Origin of the sequence: Escherichia sp. GZ89, assembly GCF_019366485.1 — a bacterium.
GTDB lineage: Bacteria > Pseudomonadota > Gammaproteobacteria > Enterobacterales > Enterobacteriaceae > Escherichia > Escherichia fergusonii.
The window spans coordinates 879792-902039 of sequence record NZ_JAEOHX010000001.1; the positions used below are offsets into that span (position 1 = coordinate 879792).

The following is a 22248-nucleotide window of genomic DNA, read 5'->3' on the forward strand; positions in this document are numbered from 1 at the left end:
TTCCTTAACGAATATTAATCAGAGCGTCAAACAACGTATTCGCGGTCTGTAAGACTTGCGCATTTGCCAGGTAATACTGTTGAAAACGTTGTAAATTACCGTACTCTTCGTCGAGGTTAACGCCGGAGATTGACTGTTGTTGATTTGAAAGTTGGGTAACCACGTTATTTTGTGTGGTGCTACTGGTTTTCAGCGTAGCCGTTTTGTTACCAACATCACTGACCAGTGTGGCATATGCATCGTTAAACGATTTTGCCCCGCCCACTGTTTTACCATTACTCTGTAAATCCAGCAGTTTTTGACCATTACGATTATCGCTATCCCCGGCGCCTGCTTCCTGAGCTAATGCGATTTGTGATTCGTCTTTCACTTTGACATCCATGTTTACCACTGCATCGCTCACTGGTTTGAGGGTGAAACTGTTGTTATCTTTCGGTGTTCCACTGAAAGTCAGTTTCAGACCGTCAAACTCAACATTTCCGGCAGCATCCGGCTCGACAGTGAAGCTGGTATTACTCGCCAGTCGTGTCACCTGCCATTTGCCTGCGCCCTGCCAGGTAATTGTGTAATCTGTAGCCAGCACTTGTGATCCGTTAATCACTTCAGCTTTTATTGCAGCATCACTGTTATTTTGTGTATTGCTCAAAACCAAAGGTTTGCCAATGGCAAAGAAGTCTTCACCTTTCGCCCCAGTCGCATCAAACCCTGCCTGGTGCTGCTTATTGAAAGCATCAGCAAAAGCCAACGCCAGTTGCCCCAGAGTATTACGCGATTGATCCAGGTCCTGCGAACGGAAAGTCAACATTCCACCTAACGTACCGCTGGTAAGCAACTTTTCAGGGATTTCGATCTCTCCGGCAGTTGCATCAACATACGCGACCGTCACACGAGAAGGATCAGCATGAGAAGGCACCGCAGCCAGTTGCCGTGCGCTGCTACCCTGTACCAGCGAATAGCCGTTAGCCATGGTGATGTTATAAGTACCACCATCCTGAACACTGACTTCAACACCAACAACTTTGTTGAGCTCGTTCACCAGTTGATCGCGTTGATCCAGCAAATCATTCGGTGATGCTCCTGCACCCACGCCTGTCAGCCGTGATATCTGATCATTCAGGCTGGCAATCTGTTTCGCGTAATTGTTGATCTGATCAACACTGGCACCTATCGCAATATTGACCTGTTTGTCTTGATCGCGAAGATACTGATCTGTGGTTTTAAACTGATTCACCAGGCCGTCCGCTTTACCAATCAGAGCCTGACGGGCAGCGGGATCTTCTGCATTGCTGACCAGCGTTTGCAGGCTGGTAAAGAAACCTTGTAATGAGGTCGATACGTTGTTGGTTTCGCTGGAGAGTAAATTGTCGATTTTCGACATCTGTTCATAACGCGTAGTCAGGCCGCTGCTTTGGGTCTGTGCCGCGCGTAACTGGTTGGTAATAAAAGCATCATACTCACGCTGTACGCCTGAAACGTAGACGCCATTACCAACCCAACCACCAGCACCCAGCGTGCTGTTAGCCTGCGCCATAATGGTGGTTTGCCGTGTATAGCCAGCAACGTTATAGCTGGAAATATTATTACTCGCCGTATTCAGCGCCGCCTGGGCCGCGCTAAGTCCGCTCATGGCGTTATTGATCAAGCTGGACATGGTAATTCCTTATAAGCGTTCAATTACAGAATATTATCGGCAGCTGCCCGCAGGACTTGAGTTATTCAAAACAGATTATCGATGCTCATACTGTAGGTTTTACTGACCTTATCGCTTATCGATTTCAGCTGCTGAATCATGCTGGTTAATTTACGGGCATAGTCAGGATCGGTAGCATAACCTGCGTCCTGTAGTGCCTGTGCCCCCTGCTCAGCACTGGTGGCTTTCGTGACTGCCGCGTAACGCGGATTTCGCGTTAAAAGTCCAACGTAATCCGACAATGCTTCGAGATAAGAGCTGTAAACACGAAACTTCGCCTTCACTTTCTTCGCTTCGCCGTTTTCATATTCGGTAGTGGTAATTTCAGTAACCGGTCCTTTCCAGTTGCCAGAAGCTTTGACGCCAAACAAGTTGTAGCTTGGCTCGCCGTTTTCGCGGCGAATTTGCCGTTGCCCCCAGCCAGATTCCAGTGCTGCCTGAGCGAGGATCAGATGATGCGGCACTCCACTTTGCTGGCTTGCCAGTTGTGCTGGCAACGAGAGTTGGGCAAGAAACGCTTTGCTGTCGCCAGGAAGCGAATCGCTGTAGTTGCGTGGTACCGCTTTTTGCACCAATTGTGTGATCGCCTTATTTTGATAACTCATCACGGTTTCGAGCGGGAATTTCATCGGTGCGGTGAGGGTCTCTTGTGCGGGTAATGGCTGCTCTGGCGTCATCTGTTTCACCATCATCTCAGCCAGCCCCAAACCTTTCCCTGCCGTCATCTGTTGGGCTATCTGCTGGTCATACATACTGGTGTAGAGGCGGGTTTGTTCGCTGCTGAATAAGCCGTCTTTTGGCAAGGCTTCGCGCATGCTCTTTAGCATCATCTGCACGAACATCCCCTCCACCTGGCGGGCAACCGGACGGATATTGGCCGCCGGATCTTTACCCGCTTTTGCTTTCAGTTCATTAAGCGATTGCGCATCCCAGGCTGCACTCGCCAGTAGTTTGCTATCGCTAATCATCAGATGATTTCCAGTTTTGCCCGCAGACATCCTGCACTTTGCATCGATTGCAGAATAGACATTAAATCCATTGGCGTAGCGCCTAACGCATTAAGCGCACGGACGACATTGTTAAGATTGGCGCTGGAGCGCACACTTTGCAGCGAACCGCCGCTCTGGCGTAAATCGATCTGCGTTTGTGGCGTAACCACAGTCTGCCCACCACCAAATGGTGTATCTGGCTGGCTGACATTGGCCTGACGATTGACTGTAACTGAGAGATTACCCTGGGCCACCGCGCAACTGTCCAGAGTCACTTCGCGATTCATCACCACCGAACCGGTGCGCGAGTTAATAACGACTTTAGCGTCCTGCGGAGTGACATTGACCTGCATATTCTGGATGTCGGCAAGGAAACGTACCTGGGAACTATTGCCACTCGGCACATTTACTTGAATAGTCCGCGAATCTAATGCCGTGGCGCTGCCATATCCACGCGCACGGTTGATGGTGTCCGCAATTTGCTGCGCCATGGCGAAATCTTCATCATTGAGTTGCAAATTGAGGGTATTGCCCGCGCCAAACTGGCTGGGCAATTCGCGCTCTATTATTGCGCCGTTGGTGATCCGCCCGCCGTTCAGTTGGTTAACCTGGACACTACTCCCCCCCGCCGACGCACCTGCACCGCCCACCAGGATATTGCCCTGGGCCAGTGCGTACACCTGACTGTCGACGCCCTTAAGCGGTGTCATCAACAGCGTACCACCACGCAGGCTTTTAGCGTTACCCATCGAGGAGACCACGACATCGATAGTTTGCCCCTGACGTGCAAATGGTGGAAGTGACGCTGTCACCATTACCGCCGCAACATTTTTGAGTTGCATATTGGTGCCAGCAGGAACAGTAATGCCCAGCTGCGAGAGCATGTTATTAAGCGTTTGTGTAGTAAACGGCGTTTGGGTCGTCTGGTCACCTGTACCGTCCAGCCCGACCACCAGACCATAACCAATCAGCGAGTTTTGCCGCACACCCTGAACGCTGGTGAGATCACGAATGCGCTCAGCCTGGACCACAGTCGTTACCAGCAACAACATAAATGTAGAGAGAAATTTAATCACCACAACCTCACTTACATTGGCGACAGGTTAAGGAAGAAACGCTGCAACCAGCCCATATTTTGCGCTTCGTTTATGTAGCCATTTCCAACATACTCAATGCGTGCATCCGCCACCTGAGTAGACGGTACGGTGTTACTGCCGCTGATGGTGCGTGGATTGACGACGCCAGAGAAGCGTATAAATTCAGTACCTTGATTTATAGCGATCTGTTTTTCGCCCACCACATGCAGGTTGCCGTTGACCAGCACCTGGTCGACCGTCACGGTCAACGTGCCACTAAAGGTATTGCTGGCATTAGCCCCACCTTTGCCGTTGAAGCTATTACCGCCAGAAGCATCGACATCGGCACGAGCGTTACCAAACAGCCCCTGCAAATAGCGCGGCACGGTATCAAAGCCGAAATTCGTTTTCCCATCACGGCTGGCATTGGCGGATGAGCTCTTGCTGGCACTGACGTTTTCCTGCAACACGATGGTCAGTGTGTCGCCAATATTGCGTGGTCGGCGATCTTCAAACAGCGGCTGATAGCCATAGTTAATTGGCTGGGCAGACTGGAAAATAGAACCGTTGGCAACAGGTGTTGGGCCAGGGACAGGCTGTGCAGTGGTCGCCCCCTGTACCAGCGGTGTAGACGGGATCCAGGCACAGCCAGTTAGTGAAAACACCAACAGACTGGCAATAACGTATGTATGCGCAGCGTTTTTATGCATGGCTATCATCTTCAAAATCAGTAACCCGGTGAGAATCCCCACCGGTTATGCCTTAGAGTTGCGTCAGTTTTTGCAGCATCTGGTCGGTGGTAGACACCGCTTTACTGTTAATTTCGTAAGCACGCTGCACCTGAATCATGTTGACCAGTTCTTCCGCCACGTTGACGTTAGACGTTTCAACATACCCTTGATACAGCAGACCCGCGCCGTTCAGACCCGGCGTGCTTTCATTGGGCGCGCCGGAGGATTGGGTTTCGACGTATAAGTTTTCCCCAATACTCTCCAGTCCGGTATCGTTCATAAAGGTCGTGAGATTGAGCTGCCCAACCTGTACCGGAGCTGCCTGGCCTTGTTGGGTTACGCTGACCACGCCATCACGACCGATGGTGATACTTAACGCATTCGCCGGAATGGTGATCGCTGGCTGCACCTGAAAACCACCAGCCGTCACCAGTTGCCCGTTCTGATCCACCTGGAAAGAACCGTCACGGGTATAGGCGGATGAACCATCTGGCAACATCACCTGGAAAAAGCCCTGTCCTTTAATCGCCACATCTTTGCTGTTGTTGGTCTGCGACAGATTGCCCTGACTGTGTAAGCGCTCAGTAGCAACCGGACGCACACCGGTGCCGATTTGTAACCCGGAAGGTAAAGTTGTTTGTTCGGAAGACTGCGCGCCCGGCTGGCGAATGGTTTGATAAAGCAGATCTTCAAATACTGCTCGCTGGCGTTTAAAACCGTTGGTACTGACGTTTGCCAGGTTATTGGCAATGACGTCCATATTGGTTTGCTGGGCATCAAGGCCCGTTTTGGCGATCCATAATGAACTGATCATAAAATGTCCTGTTGTGGAGTGCTGACAAAGTGCATATGTCTTCTTGCCGGATACAGCCTATAAGATCTGCAAATTCAATAAATTGTGATGTAACCCGTAGATCGATAAGTTTGCGCATCGGGCAACTTATGCTTGTCAGCTATCCTTTCAATTAACTCATCGACAGCAGTTGGTTGGCGCGGCCTTCGTTGTCATCGACGCTGCTTATTACCTTCATCTGCATTTCAAAACGCCGTGCGTTGGCAATCATGTCGCTCATTGCTGAAACAGCATTAACATTGCTGCCTTCCAGCACCCCCGACATCACCCGTAACGACGGATCAGCCTGCAACACCGGTCCACGCGTGGCCTGGCTTTCCGCGCTTAAACGGAATATTCCGTCATCACCACGCTGCACTTCATTGTCCGAGGCTTTCACCAGTTTTAATTTCCCGACTGGCGCGACGGTATTTGCCGGATCGCCCGGATTGAGCGCCGAAATGGTGCCATCGGCCGCGATGGTGATTTCTGCTCCTTCCGGCACAGCAATCGGTCCTGCCTCGCCAATCACCGGATGCCCCTGAATCGTCAGTTGTCCGCCAGGATCAACCTGAATACTGCCGTTACGCGTATACCCCTCGCTACCATCGGCGGTCTGCACGGCCAGCCAGCCGTCCTGCTGTAATGCGACATCCAGAGGACGCGAGGTGTAATCCATCTTACCTGGCGTCATATCTGCTCCCGGCGTAGAGGCCGTCACCAGCGTGCGCGTCGGTAGGGAAAGTCCTTCAACAGGCACTGCACGCAAGGCGTTTAACTGGGCGCGAAAACCAGGTGTGGAGGCATTCGCCAGATTGCTGGCGGTCACTGCCTGTTGATTCAGCGTCTGACTGGCAGCGCCCATCGCGGTATAGATTGCGTGATCCATTAAGCTATCCCGTCAACGATTAGCGTAAGTTAACCAGTGTGTTAAGGATCTGGTCCTGCGTTTTGATGGTCTGGGCGTTAGACTGATAGTTACGTTGTGCAACGATCATATTGACCAGCTCTTTACTGAGATCGACGTTAGACGCTTCCAGCGCGCCATTGGTCAGCGTGCCAAAATTGCCAGTTCCGGCAGTTCCCAACAATGCTACACCAGAGGCTTGCGTTGCAGACCAGACGTTGTCGCCTTCTGATGCCAGGCCTTCATTGTTGGCGAAGTTCGCCAGTACAATCTGCCCCAGCAGTTGGGTTTGTTCGTTGGAATAGTTGCCTACCACAGTGCCATCATCATTGATTTGGTAACTCACCAGATCGCCCGGTTTGTAGCCATTCTGGGTAGTTGCCACAATGTTGTTAGCACCGGTGTTTTGCTGCATGGAGTTGAGGAAACTCAGGGAGAATGTTGCAGGTACAGCACCATTAATGGCGCCAGTCGTGATATTTGCCGTCTCCCCCTTAACTAACATGCCATTGGCATTAAATTCCAGTGTTGTCGCCGCAGTTGCCTTGCTTGCGGCATCACTGCTGTCCTGGGTATAAACCTGCCAGGTATTATCCTTTGTTTTCACAAAGTAAACGCTCATATCATGCGCATTCCCCTGACTGTCGAAAACAGTCACGGAGCCTTTTTTGTTATAGCTGTCCGCATTACTGGCGTCGAACGCTTTAACGGTGGGAAGCGGATCACTGGAGTTAAGGTTGATCTGCATCGCCGCCGTAGTTGTGGTTTTCGCTGCCATCAGGGTATTGGGGATCGAAATATTGGTCGGATTCGCCCCCTGCTGAATGGTTGGCGGTGTTCCTGCTGCCGGGTAGCCCGTCAACTGTAAGCCCTGCATATTGACCAGGTTGCGGTTTTCATCAAGTTTGAACTGCCCGTTACGGCTGTAAAACACCGAACCGTTGCTGTCTACCAGACGGAAAAAACCGTTCTGACTGATGGCGATATCCAGCCCTCGCCCGGTATTGGTGGTGGTGCCATCCGTAAAGTCCTTGGTAATTCCGGCAACCTTTACCCCCAGCCCCACTTTAGAACCGGCAAACATGTCTGCAAAAGACGCCGTACCGGATTTAAAGCCATAGGTGGCGGAGTTGGCGATATTGTTGCCAATGACATCGAGGTTTGTGGCGGCAGCATTTAAACCGCTAACCGCTTGTGAAAAGGCCATGACTGACTCCTGAAATGTGAAGGCTTAAATGATCTGCCGTACTTCGTCGAGGGTGGTAGTACCGTAAGTGCCGAGATCCAGCGTGTTACCGTTATTGCCGCGAATCACCCCCTGAACCAGAGCAAACTGCAGTGGCTGAGCAACCAGTTGCGTACCACCGTTGCTGGCGCTGATCGCTACATTATAAGAACCATTGGGCGCGGTGCTGCCATCGGTCAACGTGCCATCCCAGGTGAAGCTATGAACCCCCGCCTTTAACTCACCGATATCGATCGTGCGTATCACGACACCATTTTTATCGGTAATGGTGGCTGTGACTTTGTCTGCGGACTGTTGTAGCTCTACCCCAAATGGCGTGGTTGTGGTTACAGCAGCCTCATCTGTTCCCTTCCCTGCAAGGATTGTCGTGCCAGGGATCATCACCCCATGACCAATCAGGGAACTGGCTTGTAAAGACTGGCTGTTATCAATCTGCCCGGAGATAGCGCCCAGAGTGGTGTTGAGTTTTTCAATGCCACTGACGGTACTGATTTGTGCGAGCTGAGAAGTCAGCTCGTTATTCTCCATGGGATTCGTTGGATCCTGATTTTTAAGTTGTGCCACCAGCAAAGTAAGAAAACTGCTCTGTAAATCTGCGGCATTGCCGCCAGTCAGTGAGTTGTTGCTGGTGGTAGAGACGCCGTTATTGCTCGCGTCATTCATCGTTACGGCGATAGACATTACGGGCTCCTTTATTGACCCAGCGTCAAAGTTTTCAGCATCATACTTTTCACGGTATTCAGCACTTCAACGTTGGCCTGGTAGCTGCGTGAAGCTGACATGGTGTTGACCATTTCCCCCACCACATCAACATTAGGCATCTTCACGTATCCGTTAGCGTCTGCCAGGGGATTACCCGGCTCATAAACCAACTTATCCGGTGCCTGACTTTCGACAACACCCGCAACTTTTACCCCACCGGTTGCCGCTCCAGGCGCATTATCAACCTGGAAAACCACGTGTTTTGCACGATAAGGTTGACCGTCTGGCCCTGTCACGCTGTCAGCATTCGCCAGGTTACTTGCTGCTACGTTAAGACGCTGCGACTGTGCCGTTAATGCCGAACCGGCGATATCAAAAATATTCAGCAGTGCCATGCGTTAATTTCCGCTCTGTAATACGTTCATCATGCTTTTGATTTGCCCACCCAGAACGGTCAATCCCATCTGGTATCTCAGGCTGTTATCGGCAAACTGGGTACGCTCACGATCCATATCGACGGTATTGCCATCCAGAGAAGGTTGGTCGGGAACGCGGTAGAGCAACTCAGCACCAGGTGCAGTCAACGCCTGAGCGGGAATGTGCTGCGTCGATGTCAGCGTTAAAGAAACGCCTTGCGCTTCATTACGACCACGAACCATGATTTTTTTTAATTCGCTGGCAAAATCGAGGTCACGCGCCTGATAACCTGGTGTGTCGGCATTGGCAATATTCGCCGCCAGCACTTCCTGGCGCTGCGCGCGTAGATTCAGTGCTTCTTGTTGAAAACGTAAAGCGGCATCGAGTCTATCGAGCATATCTCCCCCGCAAAGGACAAATTTCAGTGGACAGCTTAAATCCTCGCCGGCATACGTCATCGGCGGAATAAACACAAAATGGGTCGCTATTTGTGGCGTTGATGAATGCAGCAGGCGAGTAAACTTTCTTCATCAGAATTCTGGTGGGAGGAGAGTATGCGAAGGTTTTGTCCGCCTGTGGCGGCGATAGTGCTATTGCTAAGCACTTACTGTCATGCTCAGGATCTCAACTCGCAGTTGAATAACTGGTTTGCGGCGCGCCTAGCCGGCTTAAGTGATAATGTGGTTGTTACGCTTCGCACTCCTCCAGAAAGACAACCCAAGTGTGATAATCCAGCATTGAGCATGAGTAATAATTCCCGGTTGTGGGGGAATATCAATGTATTAGCTCAATGCGGTAATATCCGGTACTACCTGCAAGTCAATGTTCAGGCCAGTGGGAATTATGTTGTTGCCGCTGCACCTATTACACGTGGCGGAGTGGTGAATGCCAGTAATGTGACGTTGAAACGAGGCCGTCTTGATCAACTTCCTCCCCGTACTGTTCTGGAAGTTGCACAAGTGCAAGATGCAATTAGTCTGCGTGATATTGCCCCAGGACAGCCCGTTCAACTAAATATGTTGCGTCAGGCATGGCGCATTAAAGCAGGGCAGCGCGTACAAGTAATAGCGCAAGGCGACGGCTTTAATGTAAATGCCGAAGGACAAGCGCTAAACAATGCAGCTGTGGCACAAACGGCCAGAGTAAGAATGTTGTCAGGGCAAGTGGTTAGCGGCATTGTGGGCGCTGATGGGAATATTCTTATAAACCTGTAATGCGTTAAAGATTTCATCATCGATGCCGATAGATAAGCAATAAATACGATAGCTGAACGCCACAGCCTGCAACCTCAATGAGGAAAGAATATGAGTATTGATCGCACTTCCCCTTTAAATCCGGTTAGCAATGTACAACCGCGAGAAACAACTGATCCAGCAGTAGCCAAAACACGTGCGGAAAAGTCCACGACCACGAATAGCACCAGCGTAAATCTAAGCAGCGCGCAGAAAGAGTTAATGCAACCCAGCACTAGCGATATCAATAGCGAACGCGTTGAGGCGTTAAAAGCAGCCATTCGCAATGGTGAATTAAAGATGGATACCGGGAAGATTGCTGATGCGCTGATCCGCGAAACTCAGAGCTATTTACAGAGTAATTAATTGTATGTCGCGCCTGGCCGAAATACTTGATCAAATGACCACCGTTCTCAATGAACTGAAAGTCGTCATGGATAATGAACAGCAGCAGCTTTGCATGGGGCATATCAACGGCAGCCTGCTGCAGCGGATCACTGAAGAAAAAAGCTCGCTTCTTGCAACGCTCGATTATCTTGAACAGCAAAGACGTCGAGAGCAGTTAACGCAACAGAGTGCCAATGACGATCACGCACAACGCTGGCAGGTTATTACGGAAAAAACCCGGCAACTGCGCGAACTCAATCAACATAATGGCTGGTTGCTGGAAGATCAGATTGTGCGCAATCAACAGGCGCTGGAGGTGTTGAAGCCTTATCAGGAACCGACACTCTATGGTGCAAATGGCCAGGCATCGTCGCCCCATCGCGGCGGCAAAAAATTCTCAGTTTAAGCAGTGAATGGAGTTGCCCGAGGGCAACTCCATTTTTTTATACTGTGCGACGAGCGAACTCTTTAACTCTAAAGCCCAACACCGCCAGGGCCGCAAAATACCCGGCGATACCGGCAACCACTACAGCCATCAAACGCAGTAAACGCCAGGGCATCGTACCCAGCGACCAGTCAGGCATAATATGCAGCATCCCCAGCAATACTGCCGCCATCACCACCACAGCAACAACCAATCGCGCCAGAAACGCCATCCAGCCTGGTTGTGGGGTAAAGATTTTTTGCTTACGTAATTGCCAGTACAGCAAGGACGCATTCAAACAGGCTGCAAGGCCAATGGAGAGCGATAGCCCGGCATGTTTCAACGGGCCGATAAATGCCAGGTTCATCAATTGCGTCAGGATAAGCGTAACAATGGCGATTTTTACTGGCGTTTTAATGTCCTGGCGGGAATAAAACCCTGGCGCCAGCACTTTAACGACAATCAGACCAATCAGGCCTACGGAATAAGCGATTAATGCCCGTTGGGTCATTAATGCATCAAATGCCGTAAATTTTCCGTACTGGAACAGTGATACTGTCAACGGGCCAGATAAAATCCCCAGAGCAACCGCACTTGGCAGTGCCAACAGAAAACAGAGGCGCAAGCCCCAGTCCATTAAGCGGTTGTATTCTTCATGATTGCCGCTGGCAAAACTTTTCGACAGTGATGGCAACAAAATAGTGCCAAGTGCTACACCCAGCACACCGGAAGGAAACTCCATTAAGCGGTCAGCGTAATACATCCAGGACACAGAACCGGATGCCAAAAACGAAGCGAAAATGGTGTTAATGATCAGTGAGATTTGACTGACAGACACGCCAAGAATCGCAGGCCCCATCTGTTTGACCACGCGTAAAGCTCCCGCATCACGGAAATTAATGCGCGGAAGTACCAACATGCCGATTTTTTTCAGATGTGGCAGTTGGTAAACCAGTTGCAAAATACCGCCCACCGTTACGGCCCATGCCAGCGCCAGCACAGGTGGGTTAAAATATGGCGCGGCAAACAGTGCAAAGCCAATCATGCTGATATTAAGCAGTGTTGGAGCAAACGCCGGAATCGAGAAACGGTTCCAGGTATTCAAAATCGCCCCCACCAGCGATGCCAGTGAGATCAGCAAAATATAAGGGAATGTGATGCGTAAAAGCTGCACGGTCAGCGCAAATTTGCCTGGATCGGTATGATACCAACCAGGAGACGTTGCGAGGATAACCCACGGCGCAGCGAGCATCCCGGCGACAGTGACGACTGCCAGCGCTAACGTCAACAAGCCAGAGATATAAGAAACAAAGACGCGCGAGGCATCTTCCCCCTGCTTGCTTTTATATTCCGCCAGAATTGGCACAAATGCCTGGGAGAATGCGCCTTCCGCAAAAATACGCCGCAGCAAGTTAGGAAGTTTGAATGCGACAAAAAAGGCGTCGGTTGCCATCCCTGCGCCAAAGATTCTGGCGACAATAGCGTCACGTGCGAAGCCAAGCACACGTGAAAACATGGTCATCGAGCTGACAGCTGCCAGCGATTTTAATAAGTTCATCGGTGTTCTAATCCAGACCCTGAGGCAAAACGCCTGCAAGGCAGGCGCTGAAAGAGGCGAATAGTCTACCTGGATTATGGTGAATTGCTACCGCCAGATGTTACAGGGTTTATTCACTCATCGCATCGCGCCAGATCTTCTCCACGACACGCTGCGCCAGCAGTGCCTGCTCCCCGGAAGTTTGCGGAACTGTCTGATTTTTCACGCATTCAATAAAATGATGGGCGCAACCGACAAATCCTCGCTGCTCCAGAGTGCTCTGCCAGCCAGGAACAGGTTTGTGAATCACCCCCTGTCCTCGCTCCTCACGCCACTCACGCATGTCTGTGACATCAATTAGCGCTCCGTCAGTCACCGCCTGAACATACTCGCGCTGACTTCCTGCACGACGATGCATACTGGTGGTCAGTTGCAAATGGCCTGAGGAGAAATGGTGTTCGGCGTAAAGCATTTCACCCGCATCATTGGTAATCAGTTGACCGCCATCAATCTGAGTTTCCTTTTCTGCCAGCCAAAGGATGGTATCAATGACATGCAGATAGTCATCCAGCAATGTAAAGCGCAAATCATGTGGCCCGACACTATCAAGGCGATGCTTATCCATCCGTACAGAAGCCGCAGCAGAAAGTTGTGTTTTTAATTCACGGTATAACGGCGAGAAGCGGCGATTAAACCCGACCATTAACGTCAGTCGGTTACGTGCCGCTAACTCCACCAGCCGCTCGGCATCACGCAGATTTTCGGCAAGAGGCTTATCGACACAAACATGAACCCCCGCATTAAGTAACGCACTGACGACGTCGAAATGGCTGGCAGTACTGGTATGGACAAAAACAGCATCGCAGTCTGCAGCCAGTCGTGATAACGAATCCACACAGGGGATGCGCCAGGTTTCGCACACACGTAAGGCCTTTTCGCGCGAAGGAGACCATGCACCTTGTATACTCCAGTCTTGCGCAGCACTCAGCACCGGTAACCAGGCTTTTTGTGCAATATTGCCCAGACCGACGACACCAATGCGTAATTTTTTCACGTTAATCTCCCAGGTGGGCCAATAGAGAATCCAGACGTTGTTTCAGTTCTGCGACTTCGTTTTCCAGTGCTTCGACCCGCGCCTGAAGTTCGCCCGCTACTGGTGGTGTCTCTTCGGCAAAACTCGCGGTATCATCGACTTCACCACAAAACAGATGCATATAGCGGCTTTCCCGCTTGCCTGGCTCGCGTGCCAGTCGAACAACAAACGGACCATCTTCGCGCTGCGCCAGCTTTTCCAGTGTACTGTCAACTTCAGACATATCACTGAATTCGTACATTCTTGCTGCACGGCTACGTAGTTCACCTGGCGTTTGCGCTCCCCGTAACAATAAGGTGGTGATTAAGGCCACTTCTGCCGGACTCAGTTTTAAATCACCAAATTCTGAGTTACAAAAGCGCTGCTCATATTTCGTAACTCGGTTACCAAAACCGCTTACGGTACGCAGAAAGTGGCGTTTCACCAGATTATCCAGCTCAGTTTGCACCTCTTGCTCGGATAAATTCATCACTGGTTCACGGTTCGTTTTTTGGTTGCAGGCGGTCACCACGCCATTCAGCGACAGTGGGTATTGCTCAGGTGTAGTCACCTGTTTTTCCAGCAGGCAGCCGATAACGCGCGCTTCCCGCGCAGTCAGTTCATATTTCATATTTTCTCCTAACGCCCCGGTGTCCATTCAGGTGTTGTCAATGCGGTTAACACGTGATCCCGCCAGACACCATCAATCTGCAAATAATTTTTGGCGTAGCCTTCTTTTTCAAAACCCAGTCGCGCCAGTAGATCACCACTGCGTTTATTATGCGGCATATAATTCGCCATGATGCGATGCATATGTTGAGTCCGTTGCATATAACGAATAGCCGCTGTCAGAGCTTCAAACATTAGCCCCTGGCCCTGGCATTTTTGGGCCAGCGAGTATCCCAGATAGCAGGCATGAAATGATCCGCGTACCACATTGGAAAAGTTGGCAACGCCGAAAATCTCTTTTTCGTCTGGATCAAGAAGCGCGAAATAGTAAGCAGAGCCTTGTTTATGGAACTCCTCAATCATGCTGAGTCTGGCGTGCCAACCAGATGGATAGCAATGGCTTTCATCGCGAATCGGTTCCCAGGGTTTTAAGAATTGACGGTTTTCAGCGTAGTAATCCGCCAGTCGCCACGCATCGCGGTCATGCACTAAACGCACCACCATGCGATCAGTCACTAACCGCACTTTGGGGACGTTGCTACGATAGCCAAACATGTTAACCACTCCTTCTCGTAACATTTTCAATAGACTAATGCTCGCTACTATAACCGCCCCATTCTTGCGGTGTTATCGGGAAAAATATCTTTTCTATTAATATTCACATATTTTGATAAAAACTCTCGATTAACCATGACTTTTTGATAAAAAAATATCATCCCATTGATAGTAGGAAAAATAACAACAGCACAGCAGAATAGAAATTGCTCAACTTTGGATTTCCCGGGAGGGGAAATGGCGTGCGTATCGCAGGCGAGGAACCTGGGTAAATATTTCCTTCTTGTTGATAATATGCTGGTGGTGCTGGGCTTCTTTGTTGTCTTTCCGCTAATCTCCATTCGCTTCGTTGATCAGATGGGCTGGGCTGCCGTTATGGTCGGTATTGCTCTCGGCTTGCGTCAGTTTATCCAGCAAGGGCTGGGCATTTTTGGCGGTGCAATCGCTGATCGCTTTGGTGCCAAGCCGATGATAGTAACCGGTATGCTTTTGCGTGCTGCCGGATTTGCCACTATGGGTATTGCCCATGAACCATGGTTACTGTGGTTTTCCTGTTTTCTTTCTGGCCTTGGTGGCACTTTGTTTGATCCTCCTCGTTCTGCCCTGGTGGTTAAACTTATCCGTCCTGAACAGCGCGGGCGCTTCTTTTCGCTATTAATGATGCAAGACAGTGCTGGCGCAGTCATTGGGGCTTTGCTGGGAAGCTGGTTATTGCAGTACGATTTTCGTCTGGTTTGCGCTACAGGCGCAATTTTGTTCGTTATGTGCGCTGCATTTAATGCCTGGCTGCTACCAGCATGGAAATTATCTACGGTTCGTGCACCTGTACGCGAAGGAATGAGCCGGGTTATGGGCGATAAACGTTTTGTAACCTATGTGCTGACACTGGCTGGCTACTATATGCTGGCTGTCCAGGTGATGCTGATGCTACCGATTATGGTTAACGATATTGCCGGAACACCGTCAGCCGTAAAATGGATGTACGCTATCGAAGCGTGTCTCTCGCTAACATTGCTCTACCCTATCGCCCGTTGGAGTGAAAAACGTTTTCGTCTGGAGCACCGCTTAATGGCTGGCTTACTGGTGATGTCACTCAGTATGCTCCCTGTTGGGCTTGTCGGTTCTTTTCCGCATTTATTTACGTTGATCTGTATCTTCTATATTGGATCGATTATTGCGGAACCTGCCAGGGAAACACTCAGTGCTTCGCTGGCTGACGCCAGAGCGCGCGGAAGTTATATGGGTTTTAGCCGTCTTGGATTAGCCATTGGCGGCGCCGTGGGATATATCGGTGGTGGCTGGCTGTTTGATATGGGGAAAGCACTGCAACAGCCGGAATTACCATGGATGATGTTGGGCATTATCGGCATTATCACCTTTCTGGGGCTGGGATGGCAGTTTAGCCACAAACATACTGCCAGCAGAATGTTAGGACCTGACGCCCGATCTTAATCCTACGTGACGAGCGTTACATGGTAAGATGCGCACCGCAGTTTGAAACACTGTGGTTTAAGTTTTTTCTGCTGGAATGTATTTCCCCGGTGCCCCATGCTGCATCGCGTCAGGATGTTAAAGACACCAGGTTGAGGAACCCCGATGAAAAAGATTCTTTTTGCCGCTGCACTGCTGGTGAGCGGACTGTTAGTTGGTTGTGATCAACTTACGCAATACACGATTACCGAGCAGGAAATTAATCAGTCGCTGCAAAAGCGCAATAATTTCTCAAAAGATATTGGTTTACCCGGTGTTGCTGATGCCCATATTGTACTGAAAAACCTGGCCAGTCAGATTGGTCGTGAAGAGCCAAACAAGGTGACTTTGACCGGTGATGCCGATCTCGACATGAACTCCCTTTTTGGCAGTCAGAAAGCAACGATGAAATTGAAACTTAAAGCGTTGCCTGTGTTTGATAAAGATAAAGGCGCCATTTATCTACAGGAGATGGAGATTGTTGACGCCTCGGTAACGCCAGAGAAAATGCAAGCGATATTGCAGACGCTGACGCCTTACCTGAATCAGGCCTTGCGTAATTATTTTAATTCTCATCCGGCGTATGTATTGCGCGAAGACAGTAGCAAAGGTGAGGCGCTGGCGAAAAAGCTGGCGAAAGGTATCGAAGTCAAACCAGGGGAAATCATTATCCCGTTCACTGATTAACCCATGAGGGCGCATGGCGCCCTTTATTTTTCGTGCAAACGAAAACGTTTCCGCTTATCCTTTGTGCCCGGCAAAAACATTCCCACAGCCGGAGCTAATAAGTAATGACTGCACCATCCCAGGTATTAAAGATCCGCCGCCCAGATGACTGGCACCTCCACCTTCGCGATGGCGATATGTTAAAAACAGTCGTCCCTTATTCCAGCGAGATTTACGCTCGCGCGATTGTCATGCCAAACCTCGCACCGCCTGTTACAACAGTTGATGCGGCCATTGCCTACCGCCAACGAATTCTTGCTGCTGTTCCTGCCGGGCACAACTTTACCCCGCTGATGACCTGTTACCTGACAGATTCGCTGGACCCTGACGAACTGGAGCGCGGATTCCAGCAAGGCGTTTTCACCGCGGCAAAACTCTACCCGGCTAACGCCACCACCAATTCCAGCCACGGCGTCACCTCAACAGCGGCTATCATGCCTGTCCTGGAGCGTATGGAAAAAATCGGTATGCCGTTACTGGTACATGGAGAAGTCACCCATGCGGATATCGATATTTTTGATCGCGAAGCGCGATTTATCGACACCGTAATGGAACCATTACGCAAGCAGCTACCCGGCCTGAAAGTCGTTTTTGAACATATCACGACCAAAGACGCGGCTGACTATGTGCGCGAAGGCAACGATCAGTTAGCGGCAACGATCACACCGCAGCATTTGATGTTTAACCGCAACCATATGTTGGTTGGTGGTATTCGCCCACATCTCTATTGCTTACCAATCCTGAAACGCAATGTGCATCAGCAGGCACTTCGTGAACTGGTTGCCAGCGGTTTTGAGCGTGTTTTCCTTGGCACGGACTCCGCCCCACACGCACGTCATCGCAAAGAAGCCAGTTGTGGTTGCGCCGGATGTTTCAACGCCCCCACCGCGCTTGGCAGCTACGCCACCGTTTTTGAAGAGATGAACGCCCTTCAACATCTTGAAGCATTCTGTTCATTGAACGGACCGAAGTTTTACGGGTTGCCTGTTAACGACTCCTTTATCGAACTGGAGCGGCGAGAAAGTCAGGTGCCAGACAATATCGCCTTAAATGATGATTCGTTGATTCCTTTTTTAGCTGGCGAAACGATCCACTGGTCAGTGAAGAAATAAAAATGTAGCTCCCTGTTGTCATTGGATTATTTTACCTGTATAAATAACCAGTATATTCAACAGGGGGCTATTATGCGAATTGAAGTCACCATTGCTAAAACTTCTCCATTACCCGCCGGGGCTATTGACGCCCTGGCAAGTGAACTCTCACGTCGTATTCAGTATGCATATCCTGATATCGACAGTAAGGTTAGTGTGCGCTACGCCGTCGCCAATAATTTATCGGTTATTGGTGCTACCAAAGAAGACAAATCACGCATTAGCACAATCCTGCAAGAAACGTGGGAAAGCGCTGATGATTGGTTTCTAAATGAATAATATGCAGTAAAACTTTTGCCGGGTCGCCCCGGCTTTTTTTATTTTTAATGTTATCGTTTCATTGTTTGATTTTTAAACTTTCCTCAAAATAATTGTTCAACATGCTAAAAAAATATGAATGACATGCTGGAATAATGTTCACATAATTCTTAAAAACAAGAAATTTATACTCTCACCCTTTAAAATACAGGTGAATGACCTTATTTATTGATATACTGAAGTTGCTTCAGATAAAAACGCATTGAACCTCGAATAACGTTGTCTTGTAACACGAATTAGGGGGCTATGATGGAAAAAAATAATGAAGTCATTCAGACTCATCCGCTTGTTGGATGGGACATCAGCACCGTAGATAGTTATGATGCACTGATGTTGCGTTTGCACTACCAGACCCCAGACAAACCCGAACCGGATGGGACTGAAGTTGGTCAGACGCTCTGGTTAACCACCGATGTTGCCAGACAATTTATTTCGATACTTGAAGCAGGAATCGCCAAAATTGAATCTGGCGATTACGAGGTTAATGAGTATTTACGTCATTAATCTTTGATGACCAACCACTATCAAAGGCACCGTTCAGGTGCCTTTTCTTTTTTGCAGGTTGTATATCCCGGCGCACTTATTTACCCTGCGTCTATGGCGATAGCAGAGAGAAAAAAATGAAATACGACTTAATCATCATTGGCAGCGGCTCCGTAGGCGCGGCAGCCGGATATTATGCCACTCGCGCCGGTCTAAACGTTCTGATGATCGATGCCCATATGCCTCCCCATCAGCAAGGAAGCCACCACGGTGATACCCGGCTCATTCGTCACGCTTACGGCGAAGGTGAAAAATATGTGCCATTAGTATTACGTGCTCAGCAACTGTGGGATGAGCTTTCCACCCATAATGAAGAACCTGTTTTTGTCCGTTCCGGGGTTATCAATCTTGGGCCTGAAAACTCTGAATTTTTAGCGAATGTCGCTCATAGTGCTGAGCAATGGCAACTTCCTGTTGAACGCCTTGATGCAACGGCCATTACGTCACGCTGGCCTGAAATTCGTGTACCTGAAAACTATATCGGGTTGTTTGAAAGCGAATCTGGTTTTTTGCGAAGCGAACTGGCGATTGAGACATGGATTCGTCTGGCAAAAGAAGCTGGCTGTGCTCAGCTCTTCAACTGTCCGGTTAGCGCAATTCGCCATGAGGGCGATGGCGTTACCGTGGTAACTGAAGATGGTGAATACAGTGCAAGAAAGGTGCTGATTAGTGCCGGTACATGGGTGAAAAGTCTATTGCCAGAGCTTCCTGTTCAGCCAGTACGTAAAGTGTTTGCCTGGTATCAGGCTGATGGGCGTTACAGTATTAAAAATAAATTTCCGGCATTTACCGGAGAGCTGCCGAATGGTGACCAATACTACGGCTTCCCTGCTGAGAACGACGCTTTAAAAATCGGGAAACACAATGGTGGGCAATCAATCAGCAATGCTGCTGAGCGTCTTCCCTTTGCTGAAGTGGCAAGTGACGGTTCTGAAGCCTTCCCGTTTCTTCGTTCTGTTTTACCCGGAATTGGATGTTGCCTGTACGGGGCAAGTTGTACTTATGATAATTCACCGGATGAAGATTTCATTATCGATACCCTACCCGGTCATGATAACACCCTGGTCATCACGGGTTTAAGTGGTCATGGCTTTAAGTTTGCCTCCGTGTTGGGTGAAATAGCGGCCGATTTTGCCCAGGGTAAACCTGCTGCATTTGATTTAACACCTTTTAAATTATCCCGCTTTAAATAATATCCGAAGCGGTCTCTGTATTGAGACCGCTTGCAAAAAGATTTCATACTTCGGGCAGGAAGCTATTTAACCCAAAATTATCGCGTTTAATTCCTCCATCATTACTTATCCCTTTTTGGACTACCAGGATTGACATAAATTGACAAATATTGAATTTTCTCTGTTTTTTATCGGGAAAATTTGAACGAGTTATTTCTTAAACCTGTCTTGTTTTAGGGATAACGCCTCCCTTTCACTCTAATCTTCTGAGCATTACATTCAAACTCAATCAATTTTTTTGAAGTAACAATAAATATTATTAGTTTTGTAATTTATTGATTGCAATCTTGCTTCACACGCGCCATTTTCATGCACTCACGAATAAGTTACGGATGTGCTTATGCAATTTTCGAATACGCCCCAACGCTATGGAGTTATTTCTGCTGGTCTGCACTGGCTAACCGCCATTGTGGTTTATGGCATGTTTGCGCTGGGTCTTTGGATGGTCACCTTGAGTTATTACGATGGCTGGTATCACAAAGCACCAGAAATACATAAAAGCATTGGTGTCATGCTGATGATGGGGCTGGTTATTCGCCTCGTCTGGCGTGTCATTTCTCCGCCTCCGGCCACATTAACCAGTTATTCTCCCTTAATTCGTCTGGGTGCCGCACTGGGGCATTTCGCGTTATATGCCTTGTTGCTGGCCATCGTGATAAGTGGATATTTAATTTCCACCGCTGACGGTAAACCAATCAGCGTCTTTGGCTGGTTCGATATCCCAGCGACGCTAGCCGACGCCGGTGCCCAGGCAGATATTGCGGGCACGCTGCATCTCTGGCTGGCCTGGAGTGTGGTCATTCTTTCTCTTCTACATGGGCTTATGGCCTTAAAGCATCATTTCATCGATAAAGACGTCACCCTGAAACGTATGTTGGGGCAAGCGTCATCTGACTATGGAGTTCAAAAATGAAAAAAAGTCTGGTTGGCTTAACCTTCGCTTCTTTACTGTTTTCTACCGGATCTGCACTCGCGGCAGATTACAAAATCGATAAAGAAGGCCAGCATGCCTTCGTCAATTTCCGTATTCAACATCTGGGCTACAGCTGGCTATACGGTACTTTTAAAGATTTTGATGGTACGTTCTCCTTCGATGAAAAGAATCCTTCGGCGGATAAAGTTAATGTCACCATTAACACCACAAGTGTTGATACCAACCATGCCGAGCGCGATAAGCACCTGCGTAGCGCCGATTTTCTTAATGTTGCCAAATATCCACAAGCAACATTTACCTCCACCAGCGTGAAGAAAGATGGTGATGAGTTAGATATTACCGGTAATCTGACCCTCAACGGTGTTACCAAACCGGTTACTCTGGAAGCAAAACTGATCGGTCAGGGTGATGATCCGTGGGGTGGCAAGCGTGCAGGCTTTGAAGCGGAAGGTAAAATTAAGCTGAAAGACTTTAACATCACCACCGATCTCGGCCCTGCATCGCAAGAAGTCGACTTGATCATTTCTGTCGAAGGTGTACAGCAGAAATAACGTGCGTTTCTCCTGAATGGCGAGGGTGTTATCTCGCCATCTTTTTTACTTAAATTTTTAGTTCAGGAATACCTTGTTGCGTGTTTAGTCGCCCACGGGATTTATTAAAAATTTTGTTCCCATTCTCGCGCCCCGCCCGAAGACGACGTTGTTCTTCCGGCGGCAAGGCGCTTTCTGTACAACAAAGTTCACTGCAACAACCATTAAATTTCTCCGCACATACCGGACACTGTATAAACAACAAATGGCAACCATCATTTTTGCAATTAGTATGGCTGTCGCAAGGCGTGCCACATTGATGGCAATGTGCGATGACATCCTCAGAAATACGCTCACCCATACGTTCATCAAAAACAAAGTTTTTACCAATAAAGCGCACTGGCAAACCCTGTTCACGCGCTTTACGCGCGTATTCAATAATACCGCCTTCAATGTGCCAGACTTTTTCAAAACCGTTATGTTTCATCCAGGCACTGGCTTTTTCACAACGAATGCCTCCGGTGCAATACATGACGATCTTCTTATCTTTATGCTCCTGCATCATTTCAACAGCTTTCGGCAACTGCTCGCGAAATGTATCAGCCGGAATTTCCATCGCGTTCTCGAAATGCCCTACTTCATATTCATAGTGGTTACGCATATCAATAAACAGCGCATCAGGATCATCGAGCATGGCATTGACCTGGGCCGCCTGAAGATAATTACCCACATTACTGGCATCAAAATCTGGATCTGTAATGCCATCGGCCACAATGCGCTCACGCACTTTCATGCGCAGCACTGAGAGATCCCCTCATAATTTCCCCAAAGCGTAACCATGTGTGAATAAATTTTGAGCTAGTAGGGTTGCAGCCACG

The 22248-nt window shown here is 49.2% G+C and carries 25 protein-coding genes and 1 pseudogene; 11 read left to right on the forward strand and 15 right to left on the reverse strand.

Annotated elements, in window-relative coordinates; genetic code table 11:
• Positions 1–4: 4 nt before the first annotated feature.
• From flgK to flgB, 10 genes are all read right to left on the reverse strand, one after another.
• Complete coding sequence (flgK, locus tag K0335_RS04245) at positions 5–1651, reverse strand: flagellar hook-associated protein FlgK (RefSeq protein ID WP_000096526.1); 1647 nt, start codon at positions 1649–1651, stop codon at positions 5–7.
• Positions 1652–1716: 65 nt separating this feature from the next.
• Positions 1717–2658, reverse strand: coding sequence for a flagellar assembly peptidoglycan hydrolase FlgJ (flgJ, locus tag K0335_RS04250; protein WP_046077321.1), 942 nt, complete (start codon positions 2656–2658; stop codon positions 1717–1719).
• Positions 2658–3755 (reverse strand): flagellar basal body P-ring protein FlgI, encoded by a 1098-nt coding sequence (gene flgI, locus K0335_RS04255; protein WP_002431495.1) that lies wholly within the window; start codon positions 3753–3755, stop codon positions 2658–2660. The genes flgJ and flgI overlap by 1 nt, the downstream gene beginning before the upstream one ends.
• 11 nt (positions 3756–3766) lie before the next feature.
• Positions 3767–4465, reverse strand: a complete 699-nt coding sequence (gene flgH / locus K0335_RS04260) for a flagellar basal body L-ring protein FlgH (RefSeq protein WP_015953461.1) — start codon at positions 4463–4465, stop codon at positions 3767–3769.
• A gap of 52 nt (positions 4466–4517) precedes the next feature.
• Entirely contained in the window at positions 4518–5300 is a 783-nt protein-coding gene (gene flgG, locus K0335_RS04265; protein ID WP_000625840.1) for a flagellar basal-body rod protein FlgG, read from the reverse strand.
• Between the two features lie 151 nt (positions 5301–5451).
• Positions 5452–6207, reverse strand: coding sequence for a flagellar basal-body rod protein FlgF (flgF, locus tag K0335_RS04270; RefSeq protein WP_000349304.1), 756 nt, complete (start codon positions 6205–6207; stop codon positions 5452–5454).
• A gap of 19 nt (positions 6208–6226) precedes the next feature.
• On the reverse strand, positions 6227–7432 hold the full coding sequence (gene flgE, locus K0335_RS04275; RefSeq protein ID WP_104920241.1) for a flagellar hook protein FlgE: 1206 nt from the start codon (positions 7430–7432) through the stop codon (positions 6227–6229).
• 24 nt (positions 7433–7456) lie between these two features.
• Positions 7457–8152, reverse strand: coding sequence for a flagellar hook assembly protein FlgD (gene flgD, locus K0335_RS04280; protein WP_000020452.1), 696 nt, complete (start codon positions 8150–8152; stop codon positions 7457–7459).
• 11 nt (positions 8153–8163) lie between these two features.
• Positions 8164–8568 (reverse strand): flagellar basal body rod protein FlgC, encoded by a 405-nt coding sequence (flgC, locus tag K0335_RS04285; protein ID WP_001196455.1) that lies wholly within the window; start codon positions 8566–8568, stop codon positions 8164–8166.
• Between the two features lie 3 nt (positions 8569–8571).
• Positions 8572–8988 (reverse strand): flagellar basal body rod protein FlgB, encoded by a 417-nt coding sequence (flgB, locus tag K0335_RS04290; RefSeq protein ID WP_000887047.1) that lies wholly within the window; start codon positions 8986–8988, stop codon positions 8572–8574.
• Between the two features lie 156 nt (positions 8989–9144).
• Between flgB and flgA the strand changes: the two genes are divergently transcribed.
• The 3 genes from flgA (at position 9145) to flgN (ending at position 10615) form a co-directional block, all read left to right on the forward strand.
• On the forward strand, positions 9145–9804 hold the full coding sequence (gene flgA, locus K0335_RS04295; protein ID WP_024256891.1) for a flagellar basal body P-ring formation chaperone FlgA: 660 nt from the start codon (positions 9145–9147) through the stop codon (positions 9802–9804).
• Positions 9805–9894: 90 nt separating this feature from the next.
• Entirely contained in the window at positions 9895–10188 is a 294-nt protein-coding gene (gene flgM / locus K0335_RS04300) for a flagellar biosynthesis anti-sigma factor FlgM (RefSeq protein WP_000020896.1), read from the forward strand.
• A 4-nt stretch (positions 10189–10192) separates the two neighbouring features.
• The gene (flgN, locus tag K0335_RS04305) at positions 10193–10615 is read left to right on the forward strand and encodes a flagella biosynthesis chaperone FlgN (protein ID WP_000088554.1); all 423 of its coding nucleotides are present in this window, start codon (positions 10193–10195) and stop codon (positions 10613–10615) included.
• A gap of 37 nt (positions 10616–10652) precedes the next feature.
• Here flgN and murJ read toward each other — a convergent pair whose 3' ends face one another.
• From murJ to rimJ, 4 genes are all read right to left on the reverse strand, one after another.
• Entirely contained in the window at positions 10653–12191 is a 1539-nt protein-coding gene (murJ, locus tag K0335_RS04310; protein WP_001050658.1) for a murein biosynthesis integral membrane protein MurJ, read from the reverse strand.
• Positions 12192–12300: 109 nt separating this feature from the next.
• Complete coding sequence (locus K0335_RS04315) at positions 12301–13224, reverse strand: Gfo/Idh/MocA family protein (RefSeq protein ID WP_000736175.1); 924 nt, start codon at positions 13222–13224, stop codon at positions 12301–12303.
• A 1-nt stretch (position 13225) separates the two neighbouring features.
• Positions 13226–13873, reverse strand: coding sequence for a YceH family protein (locus K0335_RS04320; protein ID WP_000873036.1), 648 nt, complete (start codon positions 13871–13873; stop codon positions 13226–13228).
• Positions 13874–13881: 8 nt separating this feature from the next.
• Entirely contained in the window at positions 13882–14466 is a 585-nt protein-coding gene (rimJ, locus tag K0335_RS04325) for a ribosomal protein S5-alanine N-acetyltransferase (RefSeq protein WP_000468211.1), read from the reverse strand.
• A 237-nt stretch (positions 14467–14703) separates the two neighbouring features.
• Here rimJ and mdtH point away from each other — a divergent pair, with 237 nt between their 5' ends.
• The 8 genes from mdtH to K0335_RS04365 all read left to right on the forward strand — a co-directional run bounded on the left by mdtH (position 14704) and on the right by K0335_RS04365 (position 21391).
• A complete protein-coding gene (mdtH, locus tag K0335_RS04330; RefSeq protein ID WP_219393742.1) occupies positions 14704–15918 on the forward strand; it encodes a multidrug efflux MFS transporter MdtH in 1215 nt (404 codons plus the stop codon).
• A 144-nt stretch (positions 15919–16062) separates the two neighbouring features.
• Positions 16063–16623 (forward strand): lipoprotein, encoded by a 561-nt coding sequence (locus K0335_RS04335; RefSeq protein ID WP_000721691.1) that lies wholly within the window; start codon positions 16063–16065, stop codon positions 16621–16623.
• A 104-nt stretch (positions 16624–16727) separates the two neighbouring features.
• Positions 16728–17774 (forward strand): dihydroorotase, encoded by a 1047-nt coding sequence (pyrC, locus tag K0335_RS04340; RefSeq protein WP_000126522.1) that lies wholly within the window; start codon positions 16728–16730, stop codon positions 17772–17774.
• Between the two features lie 72 nt (positions 17775–17846).
• Positions 17847–18092 carry a DNA damage-inducible protein I gene (gene dinI, locus K0335_RS04345; RefSeq protein WP_001217766.1) on the forward strand — a complete coding sequence of 82 codons (246 nt, stop codon included), beginning with the start codon at positions 17847–17849 and terminating at the stop codon, positions 18090–18092.
• Positions 18093–18380: 288 nt separating this feature from the next.
• Positions 18381–18635 (forward strand): biofilm formation regulator BssS, encoded by a 255-nt coding sequence (bssS, locus tag K0335_RS04350; protein WP_000414430.1) that lies wholly within the window; start codon positions 18381–18383, stop codon positions 18633–18635.
• A 116-nt stretch (positions 18636–18751) separates the two neighbouring features.
• On the forward strand, positions 18752–19867 hold the full coding sequence (gene solA / locus K0335_RS04355; RefSeq protein ID WP_000872783.1) for an N-methyl-L-tryptophan oxidase: 1116 nt from the start codon (positions 18752–18754) through the stop codon (positions 19865–19867).
• A gap of 379 nt (positions 19868–20246) precedes the next feature.
• A complete protein-coding gene (locus K0335_RS04360) occupies positions 20247–20819 on the forward strand; it encodes a cytochrome b (RefSeq protein ID WP_002432253.1) in 573 nt (190 codons plus the stop codon).
• Positions 20816–21391: a YceI family protein gene (locus tag K0335_RS04365; protein WP_046077327.1), complete on the forward strand. Its 576-nt coding sequence runs from the start codon at positions 20816–20818 to the stop codon at positions 21389–21391. Before K0335_RS04360 ends, K0335_RS04365 begins: the two co-directional genes overlap by 4 nt.
• 49 nt (positions 21392–21440) lie before the next feature.
• Here K0335_RS04365 and K0335_RS04370 read toward each other — a convergent pair.
• Positions 21441–22172, reverse strand: a pseudogene (locus K0335_RS04370) (rhodanese-related sulfurtransferase); the annotation flags it as partial.
• Positions 22173–22248 lie beyond the last annotated feature (76 nt).